The organism is Kitasatospora sp. UYEF31 (assembly GCF_057291755.1).
This window is the reverse complement of the sequence record NZ_JBXAWK010000069.1, coordinates 1-21,140: the sequence shown is the minus strand read 5'-3', so window position 1 is coordinate 21,140 and position 21,140 is coordinate 1. Positions and strand designations below refer to the sequence as shown.

Here is a 21,140-nt window from a genome sequence, read left to right as displayed (position 1 = left end):
CACTGGCGCTGACGGGATTCCCATGTCTGAAACATTAAGAACCGCGTTCCGCGGTGGCGACTCCGCAAACAAAGAAGCAAACCGACTGCTCATCGCAGGAAGTCTGCTCAATGCCATCGCCTTCTTCTCCGCCGCGCCCTTCCTCACCCTCTACCTGGCAGATCACAGTGATCTGAGCATGCCGGTGATCGGGGCGGTCGTCGGCAGCATCGCGCTGGTCAGTTCAGTCGGCGGTGTGGCAGGCGGGATGCTGGTGGACCGGATAGGCGCGCTGGTCTGTATCCGCGCGGGCCTGTCCGTCTATATCGCTACCTATCTGCTCCTTGCTGTGGTGCGGAGCACTGCCGCGATCGTCGTTCTGGTGATGCTGATCGGGGTCGGCCGACTCCTGGTGGAGCCCGCGATGAAGAAGCTCCTGTCGCTGGCGGCCGGCGAGGGCGGGGGGATCTTCCGGCTCCGCTACGTCACGTTGTGTATCGGCGCGATCGTCGGTCCTGCCATTGGCGGTCTGCTCTACCTGGGCGGTGCGGTCTACCTCTTCGTCTGCCCTGCCTTGCTGTTCGGGGGGTATCTGCTCGTACTTGTGGCCCGAGGCGCGACGTTGTCCGCACTGGACACCGGACGATCCACTGCGGGGACAACCGAAAAACAGTCTGTGCGGGAATTGCTCCGAGACCGCCGCCTGCTGGCTGCGATCGGTGCCGGGGCGGTCATCTTCCTGGTCTTCTCACAGATCGACTCGATCATCCCGCTGTTCATCAAAGAGGAGAACGAGGACCACCCGGTGGTCTTCTTCGCTTCCGCCCTGATCGTCAACGCAGTGCTTGGAATAGCCCTGCAAGGACCTATCGAGTGGCTCGGCAAGAAGATGACAGACCGAACCCTGGTGGTCCTGGGCAGCGCGGCGTTCTCCGCAGGTCTACTCCTGTTCCTGGCAATGGGAGTCAGTCCGGTGTTCCTCTACGTAGGCATCGTCTTCTGGACCGTAGGCGAGGCGATCCTGCTGCCGATGCCGGACATCGCAGTTCACAAGATTGCGGAAGACGACCAGAAGGGCGCCTACTTCGGGCTCGCGGAACTGCGGTACCTCGGATTCTTTGTCGGTCCGGTGGTCGGCGGTGGTCTGCTCGCGGTGGGAGCCGCGGTGTACTTCATCACGATGGCCGTGGTCATCTTCGGCTGCGTTCCTCTTCTCTCCGGGTCAGGACAGCAAAACAAAGTCGAGGAGGTGCCGGCATGATCGTGGTGGTCAATCGGGTCCCCGCGGCCCTCACCCCGTTGGGTGACTGGCTGGCCGAGATCGTCGATCAAACAACGCTGGTCACAAGTACGGAAGCGGCAGACGGATACCAGGGTGTGTTTCCCGATCTGGTCGCGATCGATGACTACTCGACAGGATCGGGTGTGCAGCGGGCACTTGATGCCCTGTGCCGCGCCAACGATGTGACGCACATCGTGCACGTCACCGAGGAAGACGTCCTGCGGGCCGCCGCGGCAAGAGACGCGCACGGAATCCCGGGCCAGTCCCTGGCGCAGGCGCTGCCTTACCGCGACAAGCTGATGATGAAACAGCTGACGGTCCAGGCCGGTCTGCGCACGCCGGCCTTCTGTGCGCCGGAAGACCTGCACCAGGCCTTGGAGTTCGCGGCGGAGCACGGCTTTCCCGTAGTCATCAAGCCGCGTCTGGGGTTCGCCTCGACCGGAGTCCAGGTGGTCAGGTCCGCGGAACAACTTGCCGTGGAATTCGGCCAACGGGACTGCTCCGACGTCCTGTTGGAAGAATATATCTCCGGTCCGGTTTTCCACGTGGACGGAGTGTCCGAGCAGGGGGAGCTGGTCTACTGCTGCCCGTCCGGATACATCAACGACTGCCTCTCCTTCCAGGACAGCCTTCCGCTGGGGAGTGTCCAGCTGGACCCAGCCGACACGATGGCGGTGCGGTTGACGGCTTTCACCCGGGATGTTCTCGCTGCTTTTCCGCCCGGTGACCGCGATCCCTTCCATCTGGAAATAATGCAACGGGAGCGCGACGGGGAACTGTTCTTCTGTGAGATCGCTTGCCGCCTTGGTGGTGGGAGTATCCCGCAGGCGCTGACTTACCGGACAGGGGTGAACCCCGCGCGGGCGTGGATACGCCACCAGGCGGGCCTGCCTGACCCGGGTGACGATCTGATTGAACTCACCAAAGAGCTCTACGGGTTCGTACTGGTCCCGCCGAAGACGGGAACCCTGCTTGCCGTAGAGGTCCCGGAACTCCCTTCCTACATACGGGAGTTCACCGTCCGAAATGCGGTCCCGCGGGACTTCGGCGGGGCCTGCGCCAGCACCGACGCCGTCCTCAGCTTCGTTGCCGAGGGCAGTACGTCAGCACTGCTCGAACAACGTCTCGGCGAGTACGTCCTGGTCGCCGATGGCCTCATGAAATGGGTGTGAGAATGTGACGTATCTCTTTGCCGGAACCCACGTCTTCGCTGATATCTACGACGTGTCCGAGGAGAAGATAACGGACAACGATCTGATCATGCACGCGCTGAGAGTCGGGATCGCTAAGTCTGGCGCGACGATCTGCGGAGTCCAGACGAAAAAGTTCGAACCGAGCGGCCTCACGGCGGTTTTCCTGCTCTCAGAGTCACACGTCGCCGTTCATACGTACCCGGATATGCGCTCCCTGTTCATCGACACTTTCACCTGCGGTACGACGTGCAAACCCGAGCGGGTCGTGGACTCGGTCATAGAAATCCTCACCCCCGGAAACCACAGGACGAGCATTATCCAGCGCGGTGCGCCCATCGCCCCGTCACTGCCTCCTCGGCGCGTCGGGACCGGTGATCGGAGGGGGCCCGCGATCGGCATCGGAGCAGGACGCACGTTAGCGGAGATCTGAGCCCGGTCGGGGCCGTACCGGTTTGCAATTCCACGGTCCGGCCCCGGCCCTGTGCCCTATGTGGCGCGCCGAGGAGAAAAAAGTCATGGACACAGACCTCGCGGTGCCGGCCCAGCCGGTATCCGCACTCGATCCAGGAGTCATCGAAGTAGTACCCGCAGTCGGATACGAGGAGAGGGTGAACGATGATCTCCCCGTGGTCCTCAAGTGGTTGCGGGACTATATCAGTCGGCCCTCGCCCGGCATAGGACGAAAAGGCCCTGTCTGCCCCTTCGTCCCGCCCGCGCTGAACACCGGAGCTATGCGTCTGCGGTTCCACTATGGAATCCACGGAGAGAACGCGGAGCAGATCCGTTCGACCACTGCCGAGGAGTTGCGGGAATTCAAAGCGACCAGCACACCGCCAGGCCGAACCGGCAGCTCCCTGGCAAGCCTGCTGATTATCCTGCCGGACACGGAGTCCAAAGGCTGGCGGTCTATCGACGTTTTGTACGGAGAGTTGAAGTCGCTCGCTGTGAGTCAAGGGCTGATGATCGGCCAGTTCCACCCTGAGTGCGAGGAGCGTGCTGCTCGTAACGCGTCCTTCCGCGTCTCAAGGTCGCCGATCGCCCTCATCGCAGTCCGTCATATGGCCGTCCACGATGTCTTGTTCCTGCATCGAATACGGACTGAATTTGAGGCCTATCACAGTCGGTTCGGAGTGCACTATGCCGAGGGCCGAGTCCGGGACCGGCTGCTCCGGAGTCTGTACGAGGGCGCGGTGGAGACGTTCGGAATCTCGTTGATCAAGGAGAGCGGAACAGATGTCTGACAAACCGTCAGATCCCGTACGCATGCGGGAACTTCTTTACGGTGCCCTGCTGTCCCGGGCTTTGTGTGCCGCCGCCGAACTGCGGATTCCCGACGCCCTCACCGAAGGGCCGCGGACGGCCGAGTTTTTGGCGAGGCGAGTCGACGCTGATCCACTGGTACTGGACCAACTGCTCCGTACGCTTTCCTCATTCGAGGTCTTCGAACACCTCCCGGACGGGAGGTATGCGCTGACCGGGTTGGGGGCCGCCCTCTGCTCCGACACACCAGGCTCCGCCCTGCCTACAGCACTTCTGGTCAATGCCGAGGTCGGGGCGGCGTGGGCCGGTCTGCTGGGTACCGTCCGGACAGGGAAGCCCGCCTTCGAATCAGTCCACGGGCTGTCGTTCTTCGACTACCTGGATCTCAATCCTGCGGTACGCGAAATGTTCGACCGCTCCCAAGCCTGCGATCTCCAGCTGTCCCTGGATCAGATCGTGTCCGCGGTTGATACCGCGGCCCGCACGATAGTCGATGTTGGCGGGGGCGACGGGACGTTGCTCTCCCACCTCCTGACAGTGCTTCCGCAGGCACGAGGAATCCTTATGGACACCCCGGCTACCGTCTCCCGTGCGGCCGCCTTGTTCGACGCCGCCGGTCTGTCGGACCGGGCCACGGTTCTTTCCGGAGACTTTTTCGCCGCGGTTCCGGAAGGCGGTGATCTGTATCTGCTGCGGGAGATCCTGCACGATTGGGACGATCCGCAGTGTGTCGCGATCCTCAGGGCCTGCCGTAGTTCGATGGCTTCCGAGGCACGACTCCTGATCATCGAGCGGGTGGCCGACGAGGATTCGCCCCAAGCCGCGCAGGACAATATGACGTCGCTGATGGACCTGTACATGATGACGGTTCTCCGAGGGAAGGAACGTTCCCTTACCGACTTCGACCGCCTCCTTGCCAGTGCCGGATTCAAGCGGGGCTCCGCCACGCTGATCCCAGGACGGGTCGCTGTGATCGAGGCGGTGTCGCGGTCGGCGTGCTGACGGGCACCCTTGCGGCGGCGGGCGCGATGGGCGATCAGTTGCTGATCCTGGGAACCCTCCGTCGAGTGGCCGCCAAGTCGGCCTGAGGGTCCGGCGACTCGGTGGCCCGGTGGCCCGGTGGCCCGGTGGCCCGGTGACTCGGTGACTCGGTGACTCGGTGGCCCGACGGGGCTACGGCAAGAACTTCAGCTCAGTGGCGTACCGGACTTCGTAGAGGCGTGTCTCGGCCCGTTCCCGGCCTTCGGGGTCGGCGATGTCGCGGTACATGCCGACGACCCCGTCACCGGTCGCGGCGGCCTGGGCGTCGTCCAGCCCGCGCCACAGTGCGTCGGCGGCGTCGGCGGCCGATTGCACGGCGGTGTGGTCGGGGCCGTACGTCTCGGCCCGGCGCCGGGCGAGGTCCGCGTACAGCCCCACCGCGGTGCTCGCGTCGCCGGCGGCCGCAGTCGTGTGGGCGTGGACTTCGAGGGCCGCCGAGGCGTTGGGGTGTTCGGGCCCGTGCTGCACGATCACCGTCGCGGCAAGAAAGGTGGACAGCCGTACGGCTTCAGTGTGGTTGTCCGCGTCCTGGGCCGCGCGGATCCCCGCCAGGACATCGACGAGTTCAGTCGGCGGACCCGGTGTCGACCCTGGCCGGGTGACGCTGGACGATACCGGAACGGGTTGTGGGATGAAGGGAGTTCGGGTGGGTTTGGGTGGTGTGCTGGTGAACCCCGCCTGCGCCTGCGCCTCCGCCTGCGCCTCCGCCTGCGCCTCCGCCTGCGCCTCCGCCTGCGCCTGCGGCTCGGCGGCCGCGGACTGCCGGAGCCGGTCGAGGTGACGCTGGGCGTAGTCGCCCATGTCCATGTTCAAGGGGCAGTCCCCGCCGGGGGCGGGCTGTGGGATCTGCCGCCGTAAGGCGACGATGTCCGTGCCGAGCTGACGGGCTTCTTCGGTGTCGCCCAGCTCGCGCCACAGACTGACGACGTTGTCCGCGGCCGTGCGGACCGATTCGTCAGCGGTGCCGTAGGCCTCGAGGCAGGCCAGGGTGAGGTCGTAGGCGAAGTCCAGGGCGACCGTCGTACGGCCCGCTTGCCGGGCCAGGACCATCTGGAGTTCAGCGACACGGAGCGTGTGGTCGTGCCGGACGCCGAGGTGGCGGACCAGGTCGGCCGCCAAGTCGGCGGCTTCACGCATCGCTTCGTCGTATCGGCCGTCTTCGGCGGTGGCCCGGATCGCCGCGATGACGGTGGGGACATCGTCGCGTGTCCCGGCCGGGAGCGCTTGTGCCCGCCGGGTGGTTGACGCCTCGGACAGGTCGTCGAGGTGCTGCTGGGCCGCGGCCAGGGAGTAGGAGCCCATGCCGCTGATCCACCGGCGCATCTCGACGATCTCGTCGCCGAGTCGGCGCGCGCCGGGGCCGGACCCGAGATCGGTCCACAGCTGGTGCGCGGTGTCCGCCGCGGCCTGGGCCTGCGGATCGTCGTAGCCTGCGGAGCTGGTGCGGGCCCGCGTCCTGGCGATGTCTATCCACAGTCCCGCTGCCTGCGCGGGACGGCGGGCGACGTTGGCGAGGTAGGCGTGTGTCTCCTTCGCCGACAGCAGATCCGGGTGGTCGGGGCCGTGCCTGCGGAGCACTCCCTCGGACAACTCCGCGACCAGGGCGATGGCTTCGTCCGTACGCCCGGCGGCGGTCGCGGTACGGATCCGGGTCAGCTCGTCGGCGTACGGGTGGGACCGGTTCTTCACGGTGTCGACCGGAATCCGGACCACGGACACACTGGCCGTCGCGGTGAGGATGCGCGTCGGCCCGGCCAGCACCGGGGGTTCGGTCCGTTCCCAGTCGTCGGCGTCGTACTCCTCAGCGCCGGGAAGCGTGTTGACCAGGGGCAGGCAGGCGGTGGGCACGAGTTCGACGGTGCCCGCGCTGAGTGCCGCCCGGCGGGCGATCTCCTGGTGCACGTCGATGGGTTGCACCAACGGCCCCTGCCGGGAGAACCCCCGCCGCAGGCTGGTGGCCAGCGTCCGGGTCCAACTGCTGGCGAGTTCCTCCGTGCGTGGCGGGTTTACCGTGCCCCAGACAGGGAGCGGGCCGGAGAACCGTTCGGGCGTACGGCTGACTACCTGCCAGACATCAGGCTCGGTGTCGAAATCAACGATGACCAGGGTGTCTTCGGGCTGACGGGGGGCGAGGGTGTCGACCACCCAGGACCACGGCAACCCGCTGTAGCGGACATTCCTCATCGTGGAGTCGCGTAGTCCGAGGTGGAGTTCGCCACCGCTTTTGCCCCCGGCGAGCAGGCCGCCGGTCAGATAGACCAGAACCGGACCCGCGTTCGCCGCGGCCTGTTGGAGGTAACCGCGTACGGCCTGGGCGTCGGCTGCGTCGTTCAGCTGGACTACATCGGCGGGGATGTTCCCGGGCAGGAGCTGACTGGGCGACAGGCTGGTCAGCGCGGCGAGGTTCGACCCGCCGTCCTGACGCTTGCGACGTCGGGAAGTACGGCGTCCCTCGATGATGAGCACCAGACCTCGGCGCGTCTCGGACTGTGGCTGCGACATCGGGTCCCACCCCCGCGTGATCGGCTGGAACCGGACGGTAGCAGTCGGGCGGCCGGTTGCGGTACTGCCTCCATCAAACGGATATTCAATGACAATCCGCTGCATACCTTGCATTTGATCAAGAACGGGGGCATGCCGAACGGGTTGAGGTAGTAGACAACTGCCGGGGCGATGTAGGCAGTATGAGAACTCGTTCAACTGGTTCAACCGGTCAAGCGGAACAGTGTGCGAGATGTCCGGTGGGAACCGGATACATCCGGGACGAAAGGTGTGCCGCCCAGTCCGATTCCGATGAAATTCCCGTCGAGCACTGAACCACGGCCCTGAGAGTGAGTCAGGTCTGCCCAACGTTCTCCTGCGGTTCCCTACAGCGCGGCGGTAGCAGGAGAGCGATCTTCTGTAAGGGCGTGGCCGGCCCTGCCCGACTCAGGGCAGGCCTTGGCAGCGTGAATGGGGAGAACACGATGACGGGTCCGTACGACTACGAGCCGGACGTGACCGTACGCCTTGACGGTGACGGCGGTCCGGGTACGGTCAACGGCCGACTGCTGGACGTGCCACCCGGCTCCGGACCTGATGTCCAGCGGGCGATGGCGCTGTCCAGCGCCCGCACACTTGCCGGATTACTGCAACGGCCCGTCACGGTCCGGGTGGTCGGCACCGACGGCGTCGACACTGACCTGACGGTCGAGGACGACGACGAACCGCCCCGGGAGCCCGTACCCGCGCCGACCGGCCCGTCGCCCGCCAACGGGCAGGCCGCCACGGTGCTGCCGATGCCCGCCTGGCTTCAGGAGGAGGAAGAACCACCGCCGGCGACTTTCCCGTCGCCGTCCGCCGCCGCGCCGGTCCCGCGGCCACCGGCGGAACCGGTCATGAAGTTGCACGAGGCGGATTTCGACTACGGAACTGACGAGTACGTCAGGCGGACTCAGCCGTCACCCGGCCGCCGCCCCTGGATGTTGGTCGCGGTGATAGTCGCCGTGGTGGTCGGGGCGGCGACCGCTGCGGCCTACTTCGGCCGGGCCGACACCGACACCACCCCGAAGACTCAGGGTTCGACCCTGAAATCCGTACAGCCCCTCGCCCCTGTGCGACAAGGCCCGGTGCCGTTCCCGGCAGTGCCGCCCCAGGGCTGGTCGGGCACGGCGGCGTGGACGGTGCCGATCGCCACCCCGGCCGCGAAGGCCCCCACCGTGGCGGCTGACCGCAATGTCCTGGCCGTACTGACCCAGGACCGCAAGCTGCTGATCATCGATCCGCACACCGGTCTGACCAAGAAGAGCTGGCCGCTGCCTGAAGGCGAGCAGCACGGCGTCCGGCTGGGCAAGGTCGAGGGCCTCCTGGTCGCCTGGGTCCAAGTCGCCGACCAGTTCGTCTACGCAGCGGCGGACGGGTCCGGGGAACTGGTGGCCGTCCGGCTCGCGCCGAACCAGACCATCAGCATCGGCGGGGACTCCCCCCTGCTCAGCGCACCCGGCGGTACTGCGGTCATGCTGGCCAACGCCACCCGGCCGGTAACGCTGCCCGCCGGGGTGACCGCTGTCGCGGCCGACGGCACCACGGTGACCGGGGCCTCGTCGGCGGGCAGTTGGTGGACGAACAGCAACGGGAAGCTCTCCGCCGAGACCAAGCCGACCCCGCCGCGCGACGGCGCCACGGTGCTCCGGGTCGCCGGAGCGGGCCACGGCAGGATCGCCGTCGTGTGGACGGGCCCGGACTCCACGAAGCAGACCGTCGTGATCTACGACGTCAACACCGGGCGGGCCCAAGTCAACGCGGACGGCCCGGCCGACCAGATTACGGCGGCCGGGTCGTGGGTGTGGGGACGCGACAACACACTCGTCGCGCTCGGACCCGTCGTCTTCGACCTCGACGCCTCGAAGGCGTCCCTGCGCGTCGGTTTCACCCCGGTCATCGGCTGGGGTTCCAGCCTGTACGGGCGTACGGCCGACGGGGCCGTCGTCGTCGACGCCAAGGACGGCGCCAAGCCGCCGGTCCGACTGCCCGACGGCACTCCGACGCCGTGGGCCGCGACCGGCGGACAACTCCTGCTGACGCTCAGCAGCCCAGAACACGGGACCGCGCTCTACTCTCTCCCACCGGCCGTCGAAGGTTCCACTCCGCTCTGAGATGTACAGATGAGGAGCATCTTGTGAACAGGTCATTGCTCCACCGCCGCCTGGTGACGGCGGCGTTGGCAGCGGGAATGGCGGTCGCCGCCGCCTCCGCTGGGGCCTCGGCTACGCCGGCGCCGTCCGTTCCGCCCGCGAGCCCGTCGGCCCCCGCACCGGTCGAACCGGTGGCGGGGGAGGCTCCGGTTCCGACTGCTGCGCCCCCCACCGCTGCGCCGCCGTCGGCGAAGGTTCCAGCGTCAGCACCGAACAGCCCAGTGCCCGCTGCCGCGCGGCAGCCCGCTTCCGCTTCCCCCGCGTCGGCACCGCGTCCGCTGCCTGTGGAACCGGTTCGCGACCCGGTCCGCGACCCGGTGTCCGTCCCCACCGGCACCACCGTTCCGGTGTCGTCCGGTTCTACCCCGGCCGGCTTTGTACCGGTCGGCCCGGACGGACCGGAGGCTCCCAGAGCCGCGAGTGTTCCCGGCACAGCCGCGCGGCCCGCCGGGCCGGAAGTCCTGATGGGCCCCGGAGTCGACGAACTGCCTTTGCCGACACCGCTCGTGGGTGGCCCGGCGAAGTCGAAGACCGGAGCCCAGACGCCGGTCGGCCCCGAGACCGACCCGATGGTCTCCACCGTGCTGGCCGCTGCCGCACCGCCGCCGACCACGCGCGGAGCTGAGCCGACGGCGGACTTCCTGCCGCTGCCCGAACCCGCGCGGCCCGCGACGGGGCACCCGGCGCAGCCGGTGTCCGAACCCGGCCTCACCCCGGGCCGCAACCGGGCACAGCCCGGCCCGGAGATCGGCGACCTGCCACTGCCCCCGCCGGTGGTCGGCGGCCTGCCGCAGCCGCCGAAGTCGGAACCCCAGAAGCCGGAGCCGTCCACGCCGTTCCTGCCGGTCATCGACCGCGGTGACCGCGACAACCGGAACAACCAGGGCGGCAGTGCGTCGACGGCCAAGCCGCCGAAGACCCGGGACCCGGAGCCGAAGGCGCCGACTGAGAAGCCGAAACCGAAGCAGCCGGTCGCCGACCGTGACGACGACAGGCCGCGGGTGCCAGTCATCGACATTCCGGTGCTCCAACGTCCCCCGGTGACGGTGCCGGTCCCGGTGGTGGACGTGCGTCCGACGCGTCCTGATCCGGTGCCGGATCCGGTCACGCCGAAGCCGAAGCCGGACCCGAAGACTCCGACGGTGCCGAAGCCGGACCCGGCGGTGCCGACCACGCCGACGACCCCGGCGGTGCCGAAGCCGACCCCGACGACCCCGACGACCCCGACGACCCCGACGACCCCGACGACCCCGACGACCCCGGCGGTACCGAAGCCGACTCCAACCACGCCGACGACCCCGGCGGTACCGAAGCCGACTCCAACCACGCCGACGACCCCGGCGGTGCCGAAGCCGACTCCAACCACGCCGACGACCCCGGCGGTGCCGAAGCCGACTCCAACCACGCCGACGACCCCGGCGGTGCCGAAGCCGACCCCGACGACTCCAACCACCCCGACGACCCCGACGACCCCGGCGGTGCCGAAGCCGACCCCGACGACCCCGAGCACCCCTGCCACCAAGCCCGTTCCCGAGACCAAGCCCGTTCCGGTCGCCAAGCCGACTCCTGACACGCCGTTGGCTGAAAGGCCCGCCGCGAAGCCGGTCACGACCGCCCCGACCACCCCGACGCAGCCGGTGGCGAAGCCCGAATCCAAGACCGCCGTACCGGCCGCGCAGAAGGCTGTGACCGCCGCGTCCAGGCCGGACGCGAAGCGGGCGCCCACGACCACGACCGCGCCGACCACGACCGCGCCGACCACGAACCCGTCACCGTCCACAACCTCCACGCCGGACCCGACACCCTGATCCACCCCTGGGGTGCGGCGAGTCTCTCTGTCGCGCCGCACCCCGATGTCGACGAACGGGAAACGTTCAATGCACCTCGGCGTAAGCAAGGGCGCCACCGGACGGCGTACGTTCCACATCGGCAGGACCAAGCCGACAGCCGTCATCGGCGGTGGGCGGGAACCGGGTGAAGTCTGCCTGCTCGTGTTCGGCGTCGCCTCCGGCATGCTCTTCGCGTTGGCTGTGCCGGTCATACCGCTCAAGGTCCTGGGGCTGATTGTCTTTCCGTCGCTCGCCTTCGCCATGGTTTTCCTGCCGTACCGGCGGCGGACGTTCTATCAGCACTTCGCGATCAATCACGCCTACAAGCGCATCCTGCGTTCCGAGTTCCGCTACCGGCCGTCGGCTGCGGAGCAGGACGGGGAGCAGCATTCCTACCCGGAACTCCCGGGAATCGGCCGGGTACGGTGGATATCTGTCCCGTTCGGGATGGATCAACTGGCTGTTCTCATCCATATCGACCAGCAGACGATCACCGCCGCGGTCGAGATCGAGGACCTTGGTGCGGGGTTGCAGGATGTGGCGGACCAGAAGGCGCTGGCCGACCGGTTCGGCATATTGCTCCAGCACATCACCGACAGCGGCAGTTTTGTCACCCGACTGCAACTCCTGACCCGGACCATGCCCGCGACGCCGGTCGTTGAGGACCACGATCGAGGTTGGCGTGGCGCACGTCAAAACCCGGACCAGACTGACGGTCTCCCCGCGGAACCACAGACGACAAAACCGATCCCGGCCGGGCAGCGTCGAAGCTATCTGGCGGTGTGCATGCATTACACGCCGGAACTCGCCGCCGACGCGGTGGCGACGGGCGCCGGGCGCAAGGGGCTCGGTGTGGTGATGGGGCGTGAACTCGCAGATGTTTCCACGCAGTTGATCCTCGCTGGTATCCGTGTCCGGCACTCGTTGGACGAACCGCGGCTGGCCTCGCTGATCCACGGGATGTACGACCCGGACCATCAGGTCGATGCGTACGAAGGGATGCGGGCGCGCAACGCCTGGCCAGGCGAACTCGACGCCATGCAGCCCACTTTCCTGCTGGCCAGGACCGGTGATTCGGGAGCGGCCGTGCCGTGGTGCCACGCCACCGCCTGGATCATGGACTGGTCGCCGGCTCCGGCCGGAGTGAACTTCCTCGCCCCGCTTTTGCTCCCCGTGCCGGATGTCATCCGTACGGTCGCTGTGACGATGGACCTCGAACCCGTAGCGGTGACCACAAGGAAGACCAAGGGGCAGTCAGAGGCCTCCTGGGAAGCTGAGTCGAGTCGTACGGATGACCCGCGCGCTGCGGCCGGGGTGAACATCGTCGGCTACATCACCGTCTCCTCCCGAACGCCCGGGCAACTCGCCCTGGACAAGAAGGTGGTCCGCGCGGCAGCCGGCGAGCGCTTCGTCAAAATCGGGTGGTGCGACCGCGAGCAGCACCGCGCGTTTGTGAACATTCTGCCGTTCACGACCGGCATCCGACGCTTGAGCCCGCCCCGGTGAAGGCGCCGGTCGGCGGCGGCTGGTCAGTCCCGGACACCAATCGGCCCGCGGTCATCGTCCTGGTGTCGACGGCGGCCTCCTGCAGCGCTTCCATCGGAGTGACCCGGCCCGCCCGCCACGACGCCGCCACGACGCCGCCACCACGCCGGCCAATGCCACGAACAGGCCGGTGAAGAAAGCCAGGTAGTACGGCCACGTGTAGTCGCCGATGGCGAACCAGCGCGGCGCGACTTCGCCGTCCGCCATCCGAGCGGCCAGCCGCGGCGCGGCGAACCGGCCGAGCACGCAGCCCGCTGCGGAGGCGACCAGGCCCACCACCAGACCCTCAACGAACACAACTCTGCGTACCTGGCCAGGACTTGCCCCCGCTAGGCGCAGCAGTCCGAACTCCCGTCGTATCGCGGACTGTCCCGTTTACAGCTTCGGCAGCGACATCGACCACCAACTGAACGACTGCGGGGGAGAGTTCGGCGGCCTGCGCGTCGGTGTGGAAAAGCGCGTCCTCGAAGCCGAGGTTCTTCACAACTCCGACAACCCGCACGTTGCCGCGGTCCGTCAGCAGTTCCTGACCGGAACTTCCGGCACAGCGCGCCGGGATGGAGTCTTCGGGGTAGGGCTGGCCATATCCGTAGGGGTGATCCCCCGGGGGCCTGGTCGCGCGCGGCAGGCGCTCAGGTCCGGGGCGGTGGTGGTGACACAACCCCACCCCGACGACGAACTGGGCTTGCTCATCGCTGACCCCGCGACGATCCGGCTCCCGCTCCCGGTTTCCTGCCGCTCCAGCGCGCTGGACACAAACGCCAGAGCCAGCGCGGAGGCCGCCAGCGCGGCACCCACCCAGTTCGGCGCGGCGTCTGGATCAACGTGCCCGGAGACCCGAAGACCGCTGCGTACCTCGCCCCTGACGCAGAGAGAATCCCTTCATTGGCAGGCGAGTTGGTCGACTGGCTGAATGCGGGTGATCTCGGCACGCACGTCCTGATCCGCGCGGCCATGGCCCACCTCAACCTGGTGAACATCCACCCGTGGCAGGACGGCAACGGCCGGATGTCGCGCTCACTCCAGACGCTCCTCATCGCCCGCGGCGGCGTGCTCGCCGCCGAGTTCTCCTTGATCGAGGCCTGGCTGGGCAAACCGGCGAACACCTGGGACTACTACAAGGTCCTGCGGCAGGTCGGCGGAGCCGAGTGGTCGCCTGAGCGGGACGCCTCGGCCTGGATCCGCTTCAATCTGCCGGCGTACCACCAGCAGTCCCAGTCAGTGCGGCAACGCATCGAGCGGTCCAGCCAGTGCTGGATCGAACTGGCCGAATACGCCGAGCGGCACGGTGTCGACGAACGACAGGTCACGGCTCTCCACGACGCAGCCCTCGGCGGCCGGGTCCGCCGGGCCCGCTACCAGCGGGCGGAGAACCTCAGCAATCAGCAGTCCGTACGGGATATCCGCAGCCTCACGGAGGCGGGTCTGCTCGAGGCGGTCGGCAACACCAAGGCCAGGCACTACGTGCCTGGCCCGCGCTTCCCCAAAGCGGTGCTCGACCAGGTCACGCAGCCGCTCTGGCTCATTGATCCGTACGAGGGCTGACCGCAGACCGGCGCTGCTCTGTCGAAGTCTCTGACGCCGGAGCATCCGAGCCCCCGGCCACGTCGGCGCAGACTGCCGTCAGTTCTGCGCGATCCACCGGGCCGGTGCGCAACCGTTCAGCGTCCCCGGGCTTCTGCCGGGAGCAGCGGACTGGGAACCGATGACTCCCCGTACTGCGTTCTCCCGGGTAACGCGAGGGGCAAAACAGACCCCCGCCACCGGACGGACGGTGTTGATGAACGAGCTGGTCCCCGGCGGAAACCTGCCACTCCCGGACGGTGCGCTCGCCATCCAGGTCACCGGCCCGTTCGACCTGTCCGCCCTCATCACGGGCGACAGTGGGAAAGTCGACGGGGACGGCGACTTCGTCTTCTTCAACCAGCCGTCGGCCCCGGGCGTCCGGCTGACCGCCGACACCATCACGGTGGATCCGCTGCGGCTGCGCGCGGGGGCGGGGCGCGTCACCGTCGTCGTCAGTTCCGCCGGGCCGGGGGCGCGTCTGGGGCACCCCGTTCTGCTGGTCACCGGGCCCGGTGGGGCGTTGCTCGCCCGGTTCACCCCGGCGCGGCCGACAAGCGAGACGGTGCTACTCCTCGCAGAGATCTACCGGCGCGGAACCGGCTGGAAGCTCCGGGCGCTCGGGCAAGGCTATGCGGACGGACTCGCGGGCGTGGCAAGGGACTTCGGTGTCGACATCTCGGATGACGGAACGTCAGCACCACCGGATGCGCAGTCAGGCGCGGGTGAACTCCCGTACGGCGTCATGGTTCGTGTCAACGCCGAACGGGCCCGGGTCAACGTGCCGCCGATCGCCCAGGACCAACGGCTCACCGCTGCCGCGCGGGCGCATGCCGCCGGCATGGCCGGGCAGGGCCGCCTCAGTGCCGAAGGCGTCGAAAGCTCCGCAGGCCGTACGGGAAAATCTGTCTACCAGCAGGTCACCGACCGGGGCTATCGCTATCTGACCATCGCCGAACACCTGGTGTCCGGGCCTGAGACGGCGGACGAGTTCCTGGACTACTGCCTGAGTGACGCGGAGTCCCGCCGCCCGGTGTGCGACGCGGCGTTCAGCCACGTCGGCATCGCGCACGCCGTCACCCCCTCCGGCGACTACTACTGGACGGCATTGTGGGCACGGCCGTTCACGGCGGACGGGCTGACCCGGACGACGGCTGAAGTCGTCCGGCTGACCAACGCCGCGCGGGCGGCGGCCGGGCTCAGGGCACTGGCCGGAGAGGCACATCTGGTCGCGGCTGCGCAGGCGTACAGCGCGGACATGATCGCGCGCGATTTCTACTCGCACACGGCCCCGGACGGCAGCCAGCCGTGGGACCGGGCCGCCGCCGCGGGCAGCAGGCACCGGGGCATCGGTGAGAACATCGCCTGCGGCCAGCGGTCCGCCGCCGAGGTGGTCCAGGGGTGGATGGACAGCCCGGGGCACCGGGCGAACATCCTCAAGCCGGAATTCACCCACCTCGGGATCGGCTTCGCCGGCGGCGGACGCGCCGGCACGTACTGGACCCAGCTCTTCGGCTCGGTCTGACCCAAAGGCAAGCCTGTCTGACCCAACGGCGGATACGTCTGACCCAACGGCGGATCTGTCTGACTTGGCGTCAATCGCGTGTCTACACAAGCTGATTTCTCGATCCGGCTTGAGTACACGGAGACGCAGATCGAGGCCGACCTCGAACTCGGCCACAGCAGTGATCTGGTCGCGCCGCTCTACGGGCTCGTCGGGGAGCACCCGCTGCGGGTGCTCCGAGCGGGTTGCGCGGCCTGGGCGGCCTGGGCGGCCTGGGCGGCCCGCGCGGTTCAGGCGGTCAGCCGGTCGTGCGCAGCCCGTCGACCAGCACCCGGAAGACGTGCTCAGCCTCGTCGGGTGTCTGTTCCCTGGACCAGGACAACGCGCCGACCATGGCGAACAGGTCGGCCGGGCGGGTGTCGGTGCGCACCTCGCCGGCTTCCTGTGCGCGCCGGAGCAGCAGTTCGCCGGAGTCCTGCATGGTGTAGCACGCGTTGCCGAGCGCCGAACCCGACTCCTTCGCGCTCGCCATCATCGCGGTCACCAGGCCGCGGTACGTGGTGGCGTGCTCGACCGCGTTGCGCAGCCACGACTCCAGCGCCTCGCCCGGCGCTTGACGCCCCATCAAGTCGTGCGCGCGGGCGCTGAGGTTGTCCAGGCTGTCCTGCAGCAGGATTTCGAGCAGCACCTGCCGGTTGGGGAAGTGCCGGTACAGCGTGGCGTTGCCGACCCCGGCCGCGCGCGCGATGTCGTCGAGCGAGGCGTCCGTCCCGTGCTCGCGGAAGGCGGTGCGGGCCTCGTCGAGCAGCCGGTCGTAGTTGCGGCGCGCGTCGGCGCGCATCCGCGGGCGCTCGGGCGTCCCGGCGGCAGCTGGCTCTGGCGGTTCTGCCGCTGTGCGGGGCTGTGCCGCCGTTGCGGTCTGGGCTGCCGTTTGGGTCTGGGCTGCCGTTTGGGTCTGGGCCGCCGTGTGGGTCTGGGCCGCCGTGTGGGTCTGGGCTGCTTTTGGGGTCTGGGCCGCTGTCTGGTTCTTCGGCATCGCGTCCTCCGGGTCCGTTCCACCGCTGCGCGTCAGCAGACTCCTTGTCAAGTGGGGAGTCTCCCCGTTATGTTACCAGAGCATAACCGGGGACTCTCCCTGTTTAGTTGCGGAGACCTTCCCGGACCGTCTGACGACTTACGGAGAGCCATGTCCGAAGAGACCTTGCAGACAGCGAAAAACCGGGACCCAGGGCCCGGGGACACCGCCCAGGACGCCCCGCGGACCAAGCGTCCCGGCCTCGTCCTCGCGCTGATCCTGACCTGCCAGACCATGTTCATCCTGGACACCTCGGTCGTGAACATCGCGCTCCCGGACATCCAGCGCGCCCTGGAATTCTCACCCACCAGCCTCTCGTGGGTGCTCAACGCGTACATGCTGGCGTTCGGCGGACTGCTGCTGCTCGGCGGCCGGATGGGCGACGTCTTCGGCCACCGGCGCACCCTCATCGCCGGCGTCACCCTGTTCACCATCGCCTCATTCATCGGCGGTATCGCGCCGAACTCTGAGACGCTCCTCCTCGCCCGCGCGCTCCAGGGAGTCGGCGCGGCGATCGCGGCGCCGACCGTACTCGCGCTCATCGCCACCCACTTCGCCGAAGGCCCCGCCCGGACCAAGGCCCTCGGCGCGTACGCCGCGGTCTCGGGTTCCGGCGCGGCCATCGGCCTCATCGGCGGCGGCATGCTGACCGACTGGGTGTCCTGGCGCTGGGTGTTGTTCGTCAACATCCCGATCGGCCTCGCCGTCGTGTTCCTCGCCCCGCTGTACATCCACGAGACCGAGCGCGTCCAGGGCCGCTTCGACGTGGCCGGCTCCCTCACCTCGACGGTCGGCATGACCGCGCTGGTGTACGGATTCATCCGGGCCGCCTCCGAAGGCTGGTCGGACGCCCAGGCACTCGGCTCCTTCGGCCTCGCCGCCGTGCTCCTCCTCGGCTTTGTGGTCATCGAGTCCAAGGTCAAGCAGCCGATCATGCCGCTGCGCCTGTTCGCCGACCGTAACCGGGCCAGCGGCTACCTGGCCTTCCTGTTCGCCATGGCGGCGGGCAACGCGCTGTTCTTCTTCCTCACCCAGTTCCTCCAGGAAGTCCTCGGGTACGGACCGCTCAAGGCGGGTCTGTCCTTCCTTCCGCTGGCCGGACTGATCCTCGTCTCGGCTGGTGCGGTCAGCAAGGTGCTCCCGAAGTTCGGCACCAAGGCCGTGATCGTGTTCGGCGCGGCGGGCATCACCGTCGCGCTCCTGTGGCTGTCGCGGCTGTCCGCCTCCGCGAACTACTTCCCCGACGTCCTCGGCCCGATGCTCGTAGCCGGAATCGGTATGGGCGCGATGCTCGTGGGTGTCACCACGGTCCTGCTCGGCGGCGTCGAGCCCGAGGACGCCGGTGCTGCCTCAGGCCTGCTCAACGTCATGCAGCAGATCGGCGGCGCGCTCGGACTCGCCATCCTGGTCGCGGTGTTCGGCAGCTACAGCCGCAAGGCTGACGTGCTGACCGGGGCCACCCCCACGGAGCAGGCGCACCACGTGCTGACCGAGGGCGTCACCAGCACCTTCGCGGTGGGCGCGCTGTTCACCGGACTGACCATCCTGCTGGCCCTGTTCATGCGCCGCACCCCCACCGCGCCCGACGCCGCCGGTACCGCCGCGGACCCGAACACTGTTCCGGCGCCGGCCAGCTGACGATCTGCCAGATATTCGCCGGCGGCGACTCGGCAGAGCCTGACCGCCATCTCGGAAAGCAGGTAGACACCCATGACCAGTCCACTCGGAATCCCCCTGTCAGTGCTGGACACCGCACCTTCGTGGCAGGGCTCCACCTCCACCGCGGCACTGCGCAACACCATCGACCTCGCCAAGCAGGTCGACCAGCTCGGCTACCACCGCTACTGGATAGCCGAACACCACAACATGCCCGCGCTGGCGACCTCATCGCCCGCCGTCCTGATCGGGCAGATCGCAGCCTCGACCGCCCACCTCCGGGTGGGCTCCGGCGGCGTCATGCTGCCCAACCACTCACCGCTGATCGTCGCCGAGCAGTTCGGCACACTCGCCGCTCTGTATCCGGACCGGATCGACCTCGGGGTGGGCCGTGCCCCCGGCACCGACCCGCGCACCGCGCACGCGCTGCGCCGCAACTCGGGCCTCGCGGGCGGCAGTGACTTCCGCGCGCAGATCGACGAACTCCAGAGCTACTTCGCCGACCCCGACGGCAGCACCAAGAGGTCGTCCGCAGCGGCCGTGCGGGCCGTTCCGGCGATGGAGCACCACGTGCCGGTGTGGGTGCTCGGGTCCAGCAGCGCGAGCGCCCAGCTGGCCGGCCGGCTCGGGCTGCCGTTCGCCTACGCACACCACTTCAACCCGTACGGAACGGCTGAGGCGGTCGCCGTCTACCGCGCGGCGTTCAAACCCTCCGCGCACTTGGCCGAGTCGTACGCGCTCGCCACCGCGTTCGGTGTGGTGGCGGAGACGGACGAACGCGCGCAGTGGCTGTCCGGTCCGCTGGAGGCCATAACCGCCCTCGGTATGCGCGGCCAGAACCCGCTGTTCCCGTCCCCTGAGGACGCCGCCGAGTTCCGGTTCAGCTCTGACGAACGCGAGATCGTGCGCCGGACGTACGGACCGCAGCTGGTCGGTGCGCCGGGCACCGTGCGGCAGAAGCTGGACAGCCTCGTCGGGGCGTCCGGCGTCGACGAGGTCATGGTGCTGACCGCCGTCCACGACCACGGGGAGCGGGTGCGCTCCTACGAGATGCTCGCCGAACTGGCGGCACTTTTAGTCACGAACTAGTAGTGTTTTAGCCACTTTTCTGAAAGTGAACGGCACAGGCCCGAACAGCACAGGCCCGAACGGCTACTGACCCGCACCGAGCTGGCCCGCACCGAGCTGGCCCGCACCGAGCTGGCCCGCACCGAGCTGGCCCGTACGGAATTGACCCGTACGGAACTGACCCGCACCGAACTGACTGAGGAGTCAACCGATATGGAATCCACAGACGACCGCAAGAAGGTCGCTCTCGAATGAGGAAGTTTCATCGTGATTCGTGCAGGTCACCGGGCCTGGTGTGACAAGTCGTTGGGGTGCTCGCGCAGCTCATCACGGTGATCGTCGTGGGGAGATCATCCGTCACTCGGTGGTGGGTCGTTCTCCTGGACCTCCTGCACGCTGCGTGCTCGTCCCCCTAACTCTGCGAGCAGAGCTGCGACGGCGGCTCGCGAAAGAGGGGGCATGGTCCAGAACCTGATGGTGTGGCTGCTGGAACGCCGCGTGGTGCTGAGCGAACGCGCCGAGCGGCTCCGTAAGCAGTTGGCCGACGTGGAGGCCGAAGTGGCCCGACTGGAGATGGCCGAGATCGTCTACCGGCAGTACCAGGAGGATGCCGAGGCGGGGCATCCCGACGCCGAGGCCTGGGGGCAGGCGCTGGAGGAGGCCACCGGCGGCGCCCCGGCCGTGCCCGCGCAGGCCGCGGTCGCGACGCCGGGTGCCGCAAGTCAGCTGCTGTTCGGCCCGCGCGGCCCCGACAGCCGGGTCGCGGACCTGCCCGCCGACTACCGGGCGGTCATGGAGGTCGTCGCGGGCGGAACCGGCCCGCTGCAGGCCAAGGACGTGGCGCGTGAGCTGGGGCTGGATCTGCTGCCGGCGAAGGTGGAGCCGGTGCGCGGGAAGCCGCGCAGGCTGGCCGAGCGCGGCTGGATCACCCGCACCCCGGCCGGACGCTACCTGCCCCGGTAGCCTGTCGGCCCTCCCGTGCGATGGCCGGTTCCGGCCGTAACGCGTGTGCCCCCAGACGGAGTTGGGCAACGTGTGAAGAAGAACGCCAACCCCGCCGGGGGCGACACCAGCCTTGTCTACTCCGTTCGCCTGCCGCTGTCCAGCTCGACGGTCAACCATGTGGCCTCGTTGATCCGCGGCCACCGCAAGAAGATCCGCTCCCGGTGGCGCACGCTGAACGAGGGGCGGATCGCCGTGATCGTGCTCGCCCACCTGCGCAACGACGAGCGGCTGGCCGACCTGGCCGGCGGCAACGCGGTCTCGGCCTCCACGGTGCGGCGCTGGGTGCTGGAGGTGATCGACCTGCTGGCCGCCCGCTCCCCGCGCCTGGACCGCGCACTGGCCAAGGTGGCCAAGGTGGCCAAGGACAGCGGATGCCTGGTGCTGCTCGACGGCACGCTGATCCGCACCCGACGCCGGACGGGTCGGGCGAACCGGAAGAACTTCTCGGGCAAGCACAAGACGCACGG

The 21,140-nt window shown here is 68.3% G+C and carries 17 protein-coding genes; 14 read left to right on the top strand and 3 right to left on the bottom strand.

Going from position 1 to position 21,140, the window contains the following annotated elements:
• Positions 1-22 precede the first annotated feature (22 nt).
• The 5 genes from AC0Z36_RS25685 (at position 23) to AC0Z36_RS25665 (ending at position 4,716) form a co-directional block, all read left to right on the top strand.
• Positions 23-1,240, top strand: a complete 1,218-nt coding sequence (locus tag AC0Z36_RS25685; protein ID WP_485465428.1) for an MFS transporter — start codon at positions 23-25, stop codon at positions 1,238-1,240.
• Positions 1,237-2,433: an ATP-grasp domain-containing protein gene (locus tag AC0Z36_RS25680; RefSeq protein WP_485465427.1), complete on the top strand. Its 1,197-nt coding sequence runs from the start codon at positions 1,237-1,239 to the stop codon at positions 2,431-2,433. The genes AC0Z36_RS25685 and AC0Z36_RS25680 overlap by 4 nt, the downstream gene beginning before the upstream one ends.
• A gap of 4 nt (positions 2,434-2,437) precedes the next feature.
• The gene (speD, locus tag AC0Z36_RS25675) at positions 2,438-2,884 is read left to right on the top strand and encodes an adenosylmethionine decarboxylase (protein WP_485465426.1); all 447 of its coding nucleotides are present in this window, start codon (positions 2,438-2,440) and stop codon (positions 2,882-2,884) included.
• Between the two features lie 85 nt (positions 2,885-2,969).
• Entirely contained in the window at positions 2,970-3,695 is a 726-nt protein-coding gene (locus AC0Z36_RS25670) for a DUF6875 domain-containing protein (protein WP_485465425.1), read from the top strand.
• A complete protein-coding gene (locus AC0Z36_RS25665; RefSeq protein WP_485465424.1) occupies positions 3,688-4,716 on the top strand; it encodes a methyltransferase in 1,029 nt (342 codons plus the stop codon). Before AC0Z36_RS25670 ends, AC0Z36_RS25665 begins: the two co-directional genes overlap by 8 nt.
• A 171-nt stretch (positions 4,717-4,887) precedes the next feature.
• On the opposite strand, the gene AC0Z36_RS25660 is transcribed toward AC0Z36_RS25665, so the two are convergent.
• Positions 4,888-7,257, bottom strand: a complete 2,370-nt coding sequence (locus AC0Z36_RS25660; protein WP_485465423.1) for a hypothetical protein — start codon at positions 7,255-7,257, stop codon at positions 4,888-4,890.
• Positions 7,258-7,721: 464 nt separating this feature from the next.
• On the opposite strand from AC0Z36_RS25660, the gene AC0Z36_RS25655 reads away from it, so the two are divergent.
• The 3 genes from AC0Z36_RS25655 (at position 7,722) to AC0Z36_RS25645 (ending at position 12,763) form a co-directional block, all read left to right on the top strand.
• Entirely contained in the window at positions 7,722-9,389 is a 1,668-nt protein-coding gene (locus AC0Z36_RS25655; RefSeq protein ID WP_485465422.1) for a hypothetical protein, read from the top strand.
• A 503-nt stretch (positions 9,390-9,892) separates the two neighbouring features.
• Positions 9,893-11,236: a hypothetical protein gene (locus tag AC0Z36_RS25650; protein ID WP_485465421.1), complete on the top strand. Its 1,344-nt coding sequence runs from the start codon at positions 9,893-9,895 to the stop codon at positions 11,234-11,236.
• A 69-nt stretch (positions 11,237-11,305) separates the two neighbouring features.
• Positions 11,306-12,763 (top strand): SCO6880 family protein, encoded by a 1,458-nt coding sequence (locus AC0Z36_RS25645; RefSeq protein ID WP_485465420.1) that lies wholly within the window; start codon positions 11,306-11,308, stop codon positions 12,761-12,763.
• Positions 12,764-12,814: 51 nt separating this feature from the next.
• On the opposite strand, the gene AC0Z36_RS25640 is transcribed toward AC0Z36_RS25645, so the two are convergent.
• Entirely contained in the window at positions 12,815-13,099 is a 285-nt protein-coding gene (locus AC0Z36_RS25640) for an FtsX-like permease family protein (protein ID WP_485465419.1), read from the bottom strand.
• Between the two features lie 528 nt (positions 13,100-13,627).
• Between AC0Z36_RS25640 and AC0Z36_RS25635 the strand changes: the two genes are divergently transcribed.
• Both AC0Z36_RS25635 and AC0Z36_RS25630 read left to right on the top strand, forming a co-directional pair.
• Entirely contained in the window at positions 13,628-14,347 is a 720-nt protein-coding gene (locus AC0Z36_RS25635) for a Fic family protein (protein WP_485465418.1), read from the top strand.
• Between the two features lie 235 nt (positions 14,348-14,582).
• Entirely contained in the window at positions 14,583-15,890 is a 1,308-nt protein-coding gene (locus tag AC0Z36_RS25630; protein ID WP_485465417.1) for a CAP domain-containing protein, read from the top strand.
• Between the two features lie 277 nt (positions 15,891-16,167).
• Here the strand turns inward: AC0Z36_RS25630 and AC0Z36_RS25625 are convergent, their stop codons facing one another.
• Positions 16,168-16,710: a TetR/AcrR family transcriptional regulator gene (locus AC0Z36_RS25625; RefSeq protein ID WP_485465416.1), complete on the bottom strand. Its 543-nt coding sequence runs from the start codon at positions 16,708-16,710 to the stop codon at positions 16,168-16,170.
• Between the two features lie 345 nt (positions 16,711-17,055).
• Between AC0Z36_RS25625 and AC0Z36_RS25620 the strand changes: the two genes are divergently transcribed.
• From AC0Z36_RS25620 to AC0Z36_RS25605, 4 genes are all read left to right on the top strand, one after another.
• Positions 17,056-18,582, top strand: a complete 1,527-nt coding sequence (locus tag AC0Z36_RS25620; RefSeq protein ID WP_485465415.1) for an MFS transporter — start codon at positions 17,056-17,058, stop codon at positions 18,580-18,582.
• 72 nt (positions 18,583-18,654) lie between these two features.
• The gene (locus tag AC0Z36_RS25615; RefSeq protein WP_485465414.1) at positions 18,655-19,689 is read left to right on the top strand and encodes an LLM class flavin-dependent oxidoreductase; all 1,035 of its coding nucleotides are present in this window, start codon (positions 18,655-18,657) and stop codon (positions 19,687-19,689) included.
• Positions 19,690-20,127: 438 nt separating this feature from the next.
• On the top strand, positions 20,128-20,631 hold the full coding sequence (locus tag AC0Z36_RS25610; RefSeq protein WP_485465413.1) for a hypothetical protein: 504 nt from the start codon (positions 20,128-20,130) through the stop codon (positions 20,629-20,631).
• 72 nt (positions 20,632-20,703) lie between these two features.
• On the top strand, positions 20,704-21,140 hold a 437-nt coding region (locus AC0Z36_RS25605), incomplete at its 3' end, for a helix-turn-helix domain-containing protein (protein ID WP_485465412.1).

Excerpts from the sequence above, each read along its gene's own strand:
- AC0Z36_RS25685 (WP_485465428.1), top strand. The coding sequence starts at position 23 with ATGTCTGAAACATTAAGAACCGCGTTCCGCGGTGGCGACTCCGCAAAC.
- AC0Z36_RS25680 (WP_485465427.1), top strand. The coding sequence starts at position 1,237 with ATGATCGTGGTGGTCAATCGGGTCCCCGCGGCCCTCACCCCGTTGGGT.
- AC0Z36_RS25670 (WP_485465425.1), top strand. The coding sequence starts at position 2,970 with ATGGACACAGACCTCGCGGTGCCGGCCCAGCCGGTATCCGCACTCGAT.
- AC0Z36_RS25665 (WP_485465424.1), top strand. The coding sequence starts at position 3,688 with ATGTCTGACAAACCGTCAGATCCCGTACGCATGCGGGAACTTCTTTAC.
- AC0Z36_RS25660 (WP_485465423.1), bottom strand. The coding sequence starts at position 7,257 with ATGTCGCAGCCACAGTCCGAGACGCGCCGAGGTCTGGTGCTCATCATC.
- AC0Z36_RS25655 (WP_485465422.1), top strand. The coding sequence starts at position 7,722 with ATGACGGGTCCGTACGACTACGAGCCGGACGTGACCGTACGCCTTGAC.
- AC0Z36_RS25650 (WP_485465421.1), top strand. The coding sequence starts at position 9,893 with ATGGGCCCCGGAGTCGACGAACTGCCTTTGCCGACACCGCTCGTGGGT.
- AC0Z36_RS25645 (WP_485465420.1), top strand. The coding sequence starts at position 11,306 with ATGCACCTCGGCGTAAGCAAGGGCGCCACCGGACGGCGTACGTTCCAC.
- AC0Z36_RS25630 (WP_485465417.1), top strand. The coding sequence starts at position 14,583 with ATGAACGAGCTGGTCCCCGGCGGAAACCTGCCACTCCCGGACGGTGCG.
- AC0Z36_RS25625 (WP_485465416.1), bottom strand. The coding sequence starts at position 16,710 with ATGCGCGCCGACGCGCGCCGCAACTACGACCGGCTGCTCGACGAGGCC.
- AC0Z36_RS25620 (WP_485465415.1), top strand. The coding sequence starts at position 17,056 with ATGTCCGAAGAGACCTTGCAGACAGCGAAAAACCGGGACCCAGGGCCC.
- AC0Z36_RS25615 (WP_485465414.1), top strand. The coding sequence starts at position 18,655 with ATGACCAGTCCACTCGGAATCCCCCTGTCAGTGCTGGACACCGCACCT.
- AC0Z36_RS25610 (WP_485465413.1), top strand. The coding sequence starts at position 20,128 with ATGGTCCAGAACCTGATGGTGTGGCTGCTGGAACGCCGCGTGGTGCTG.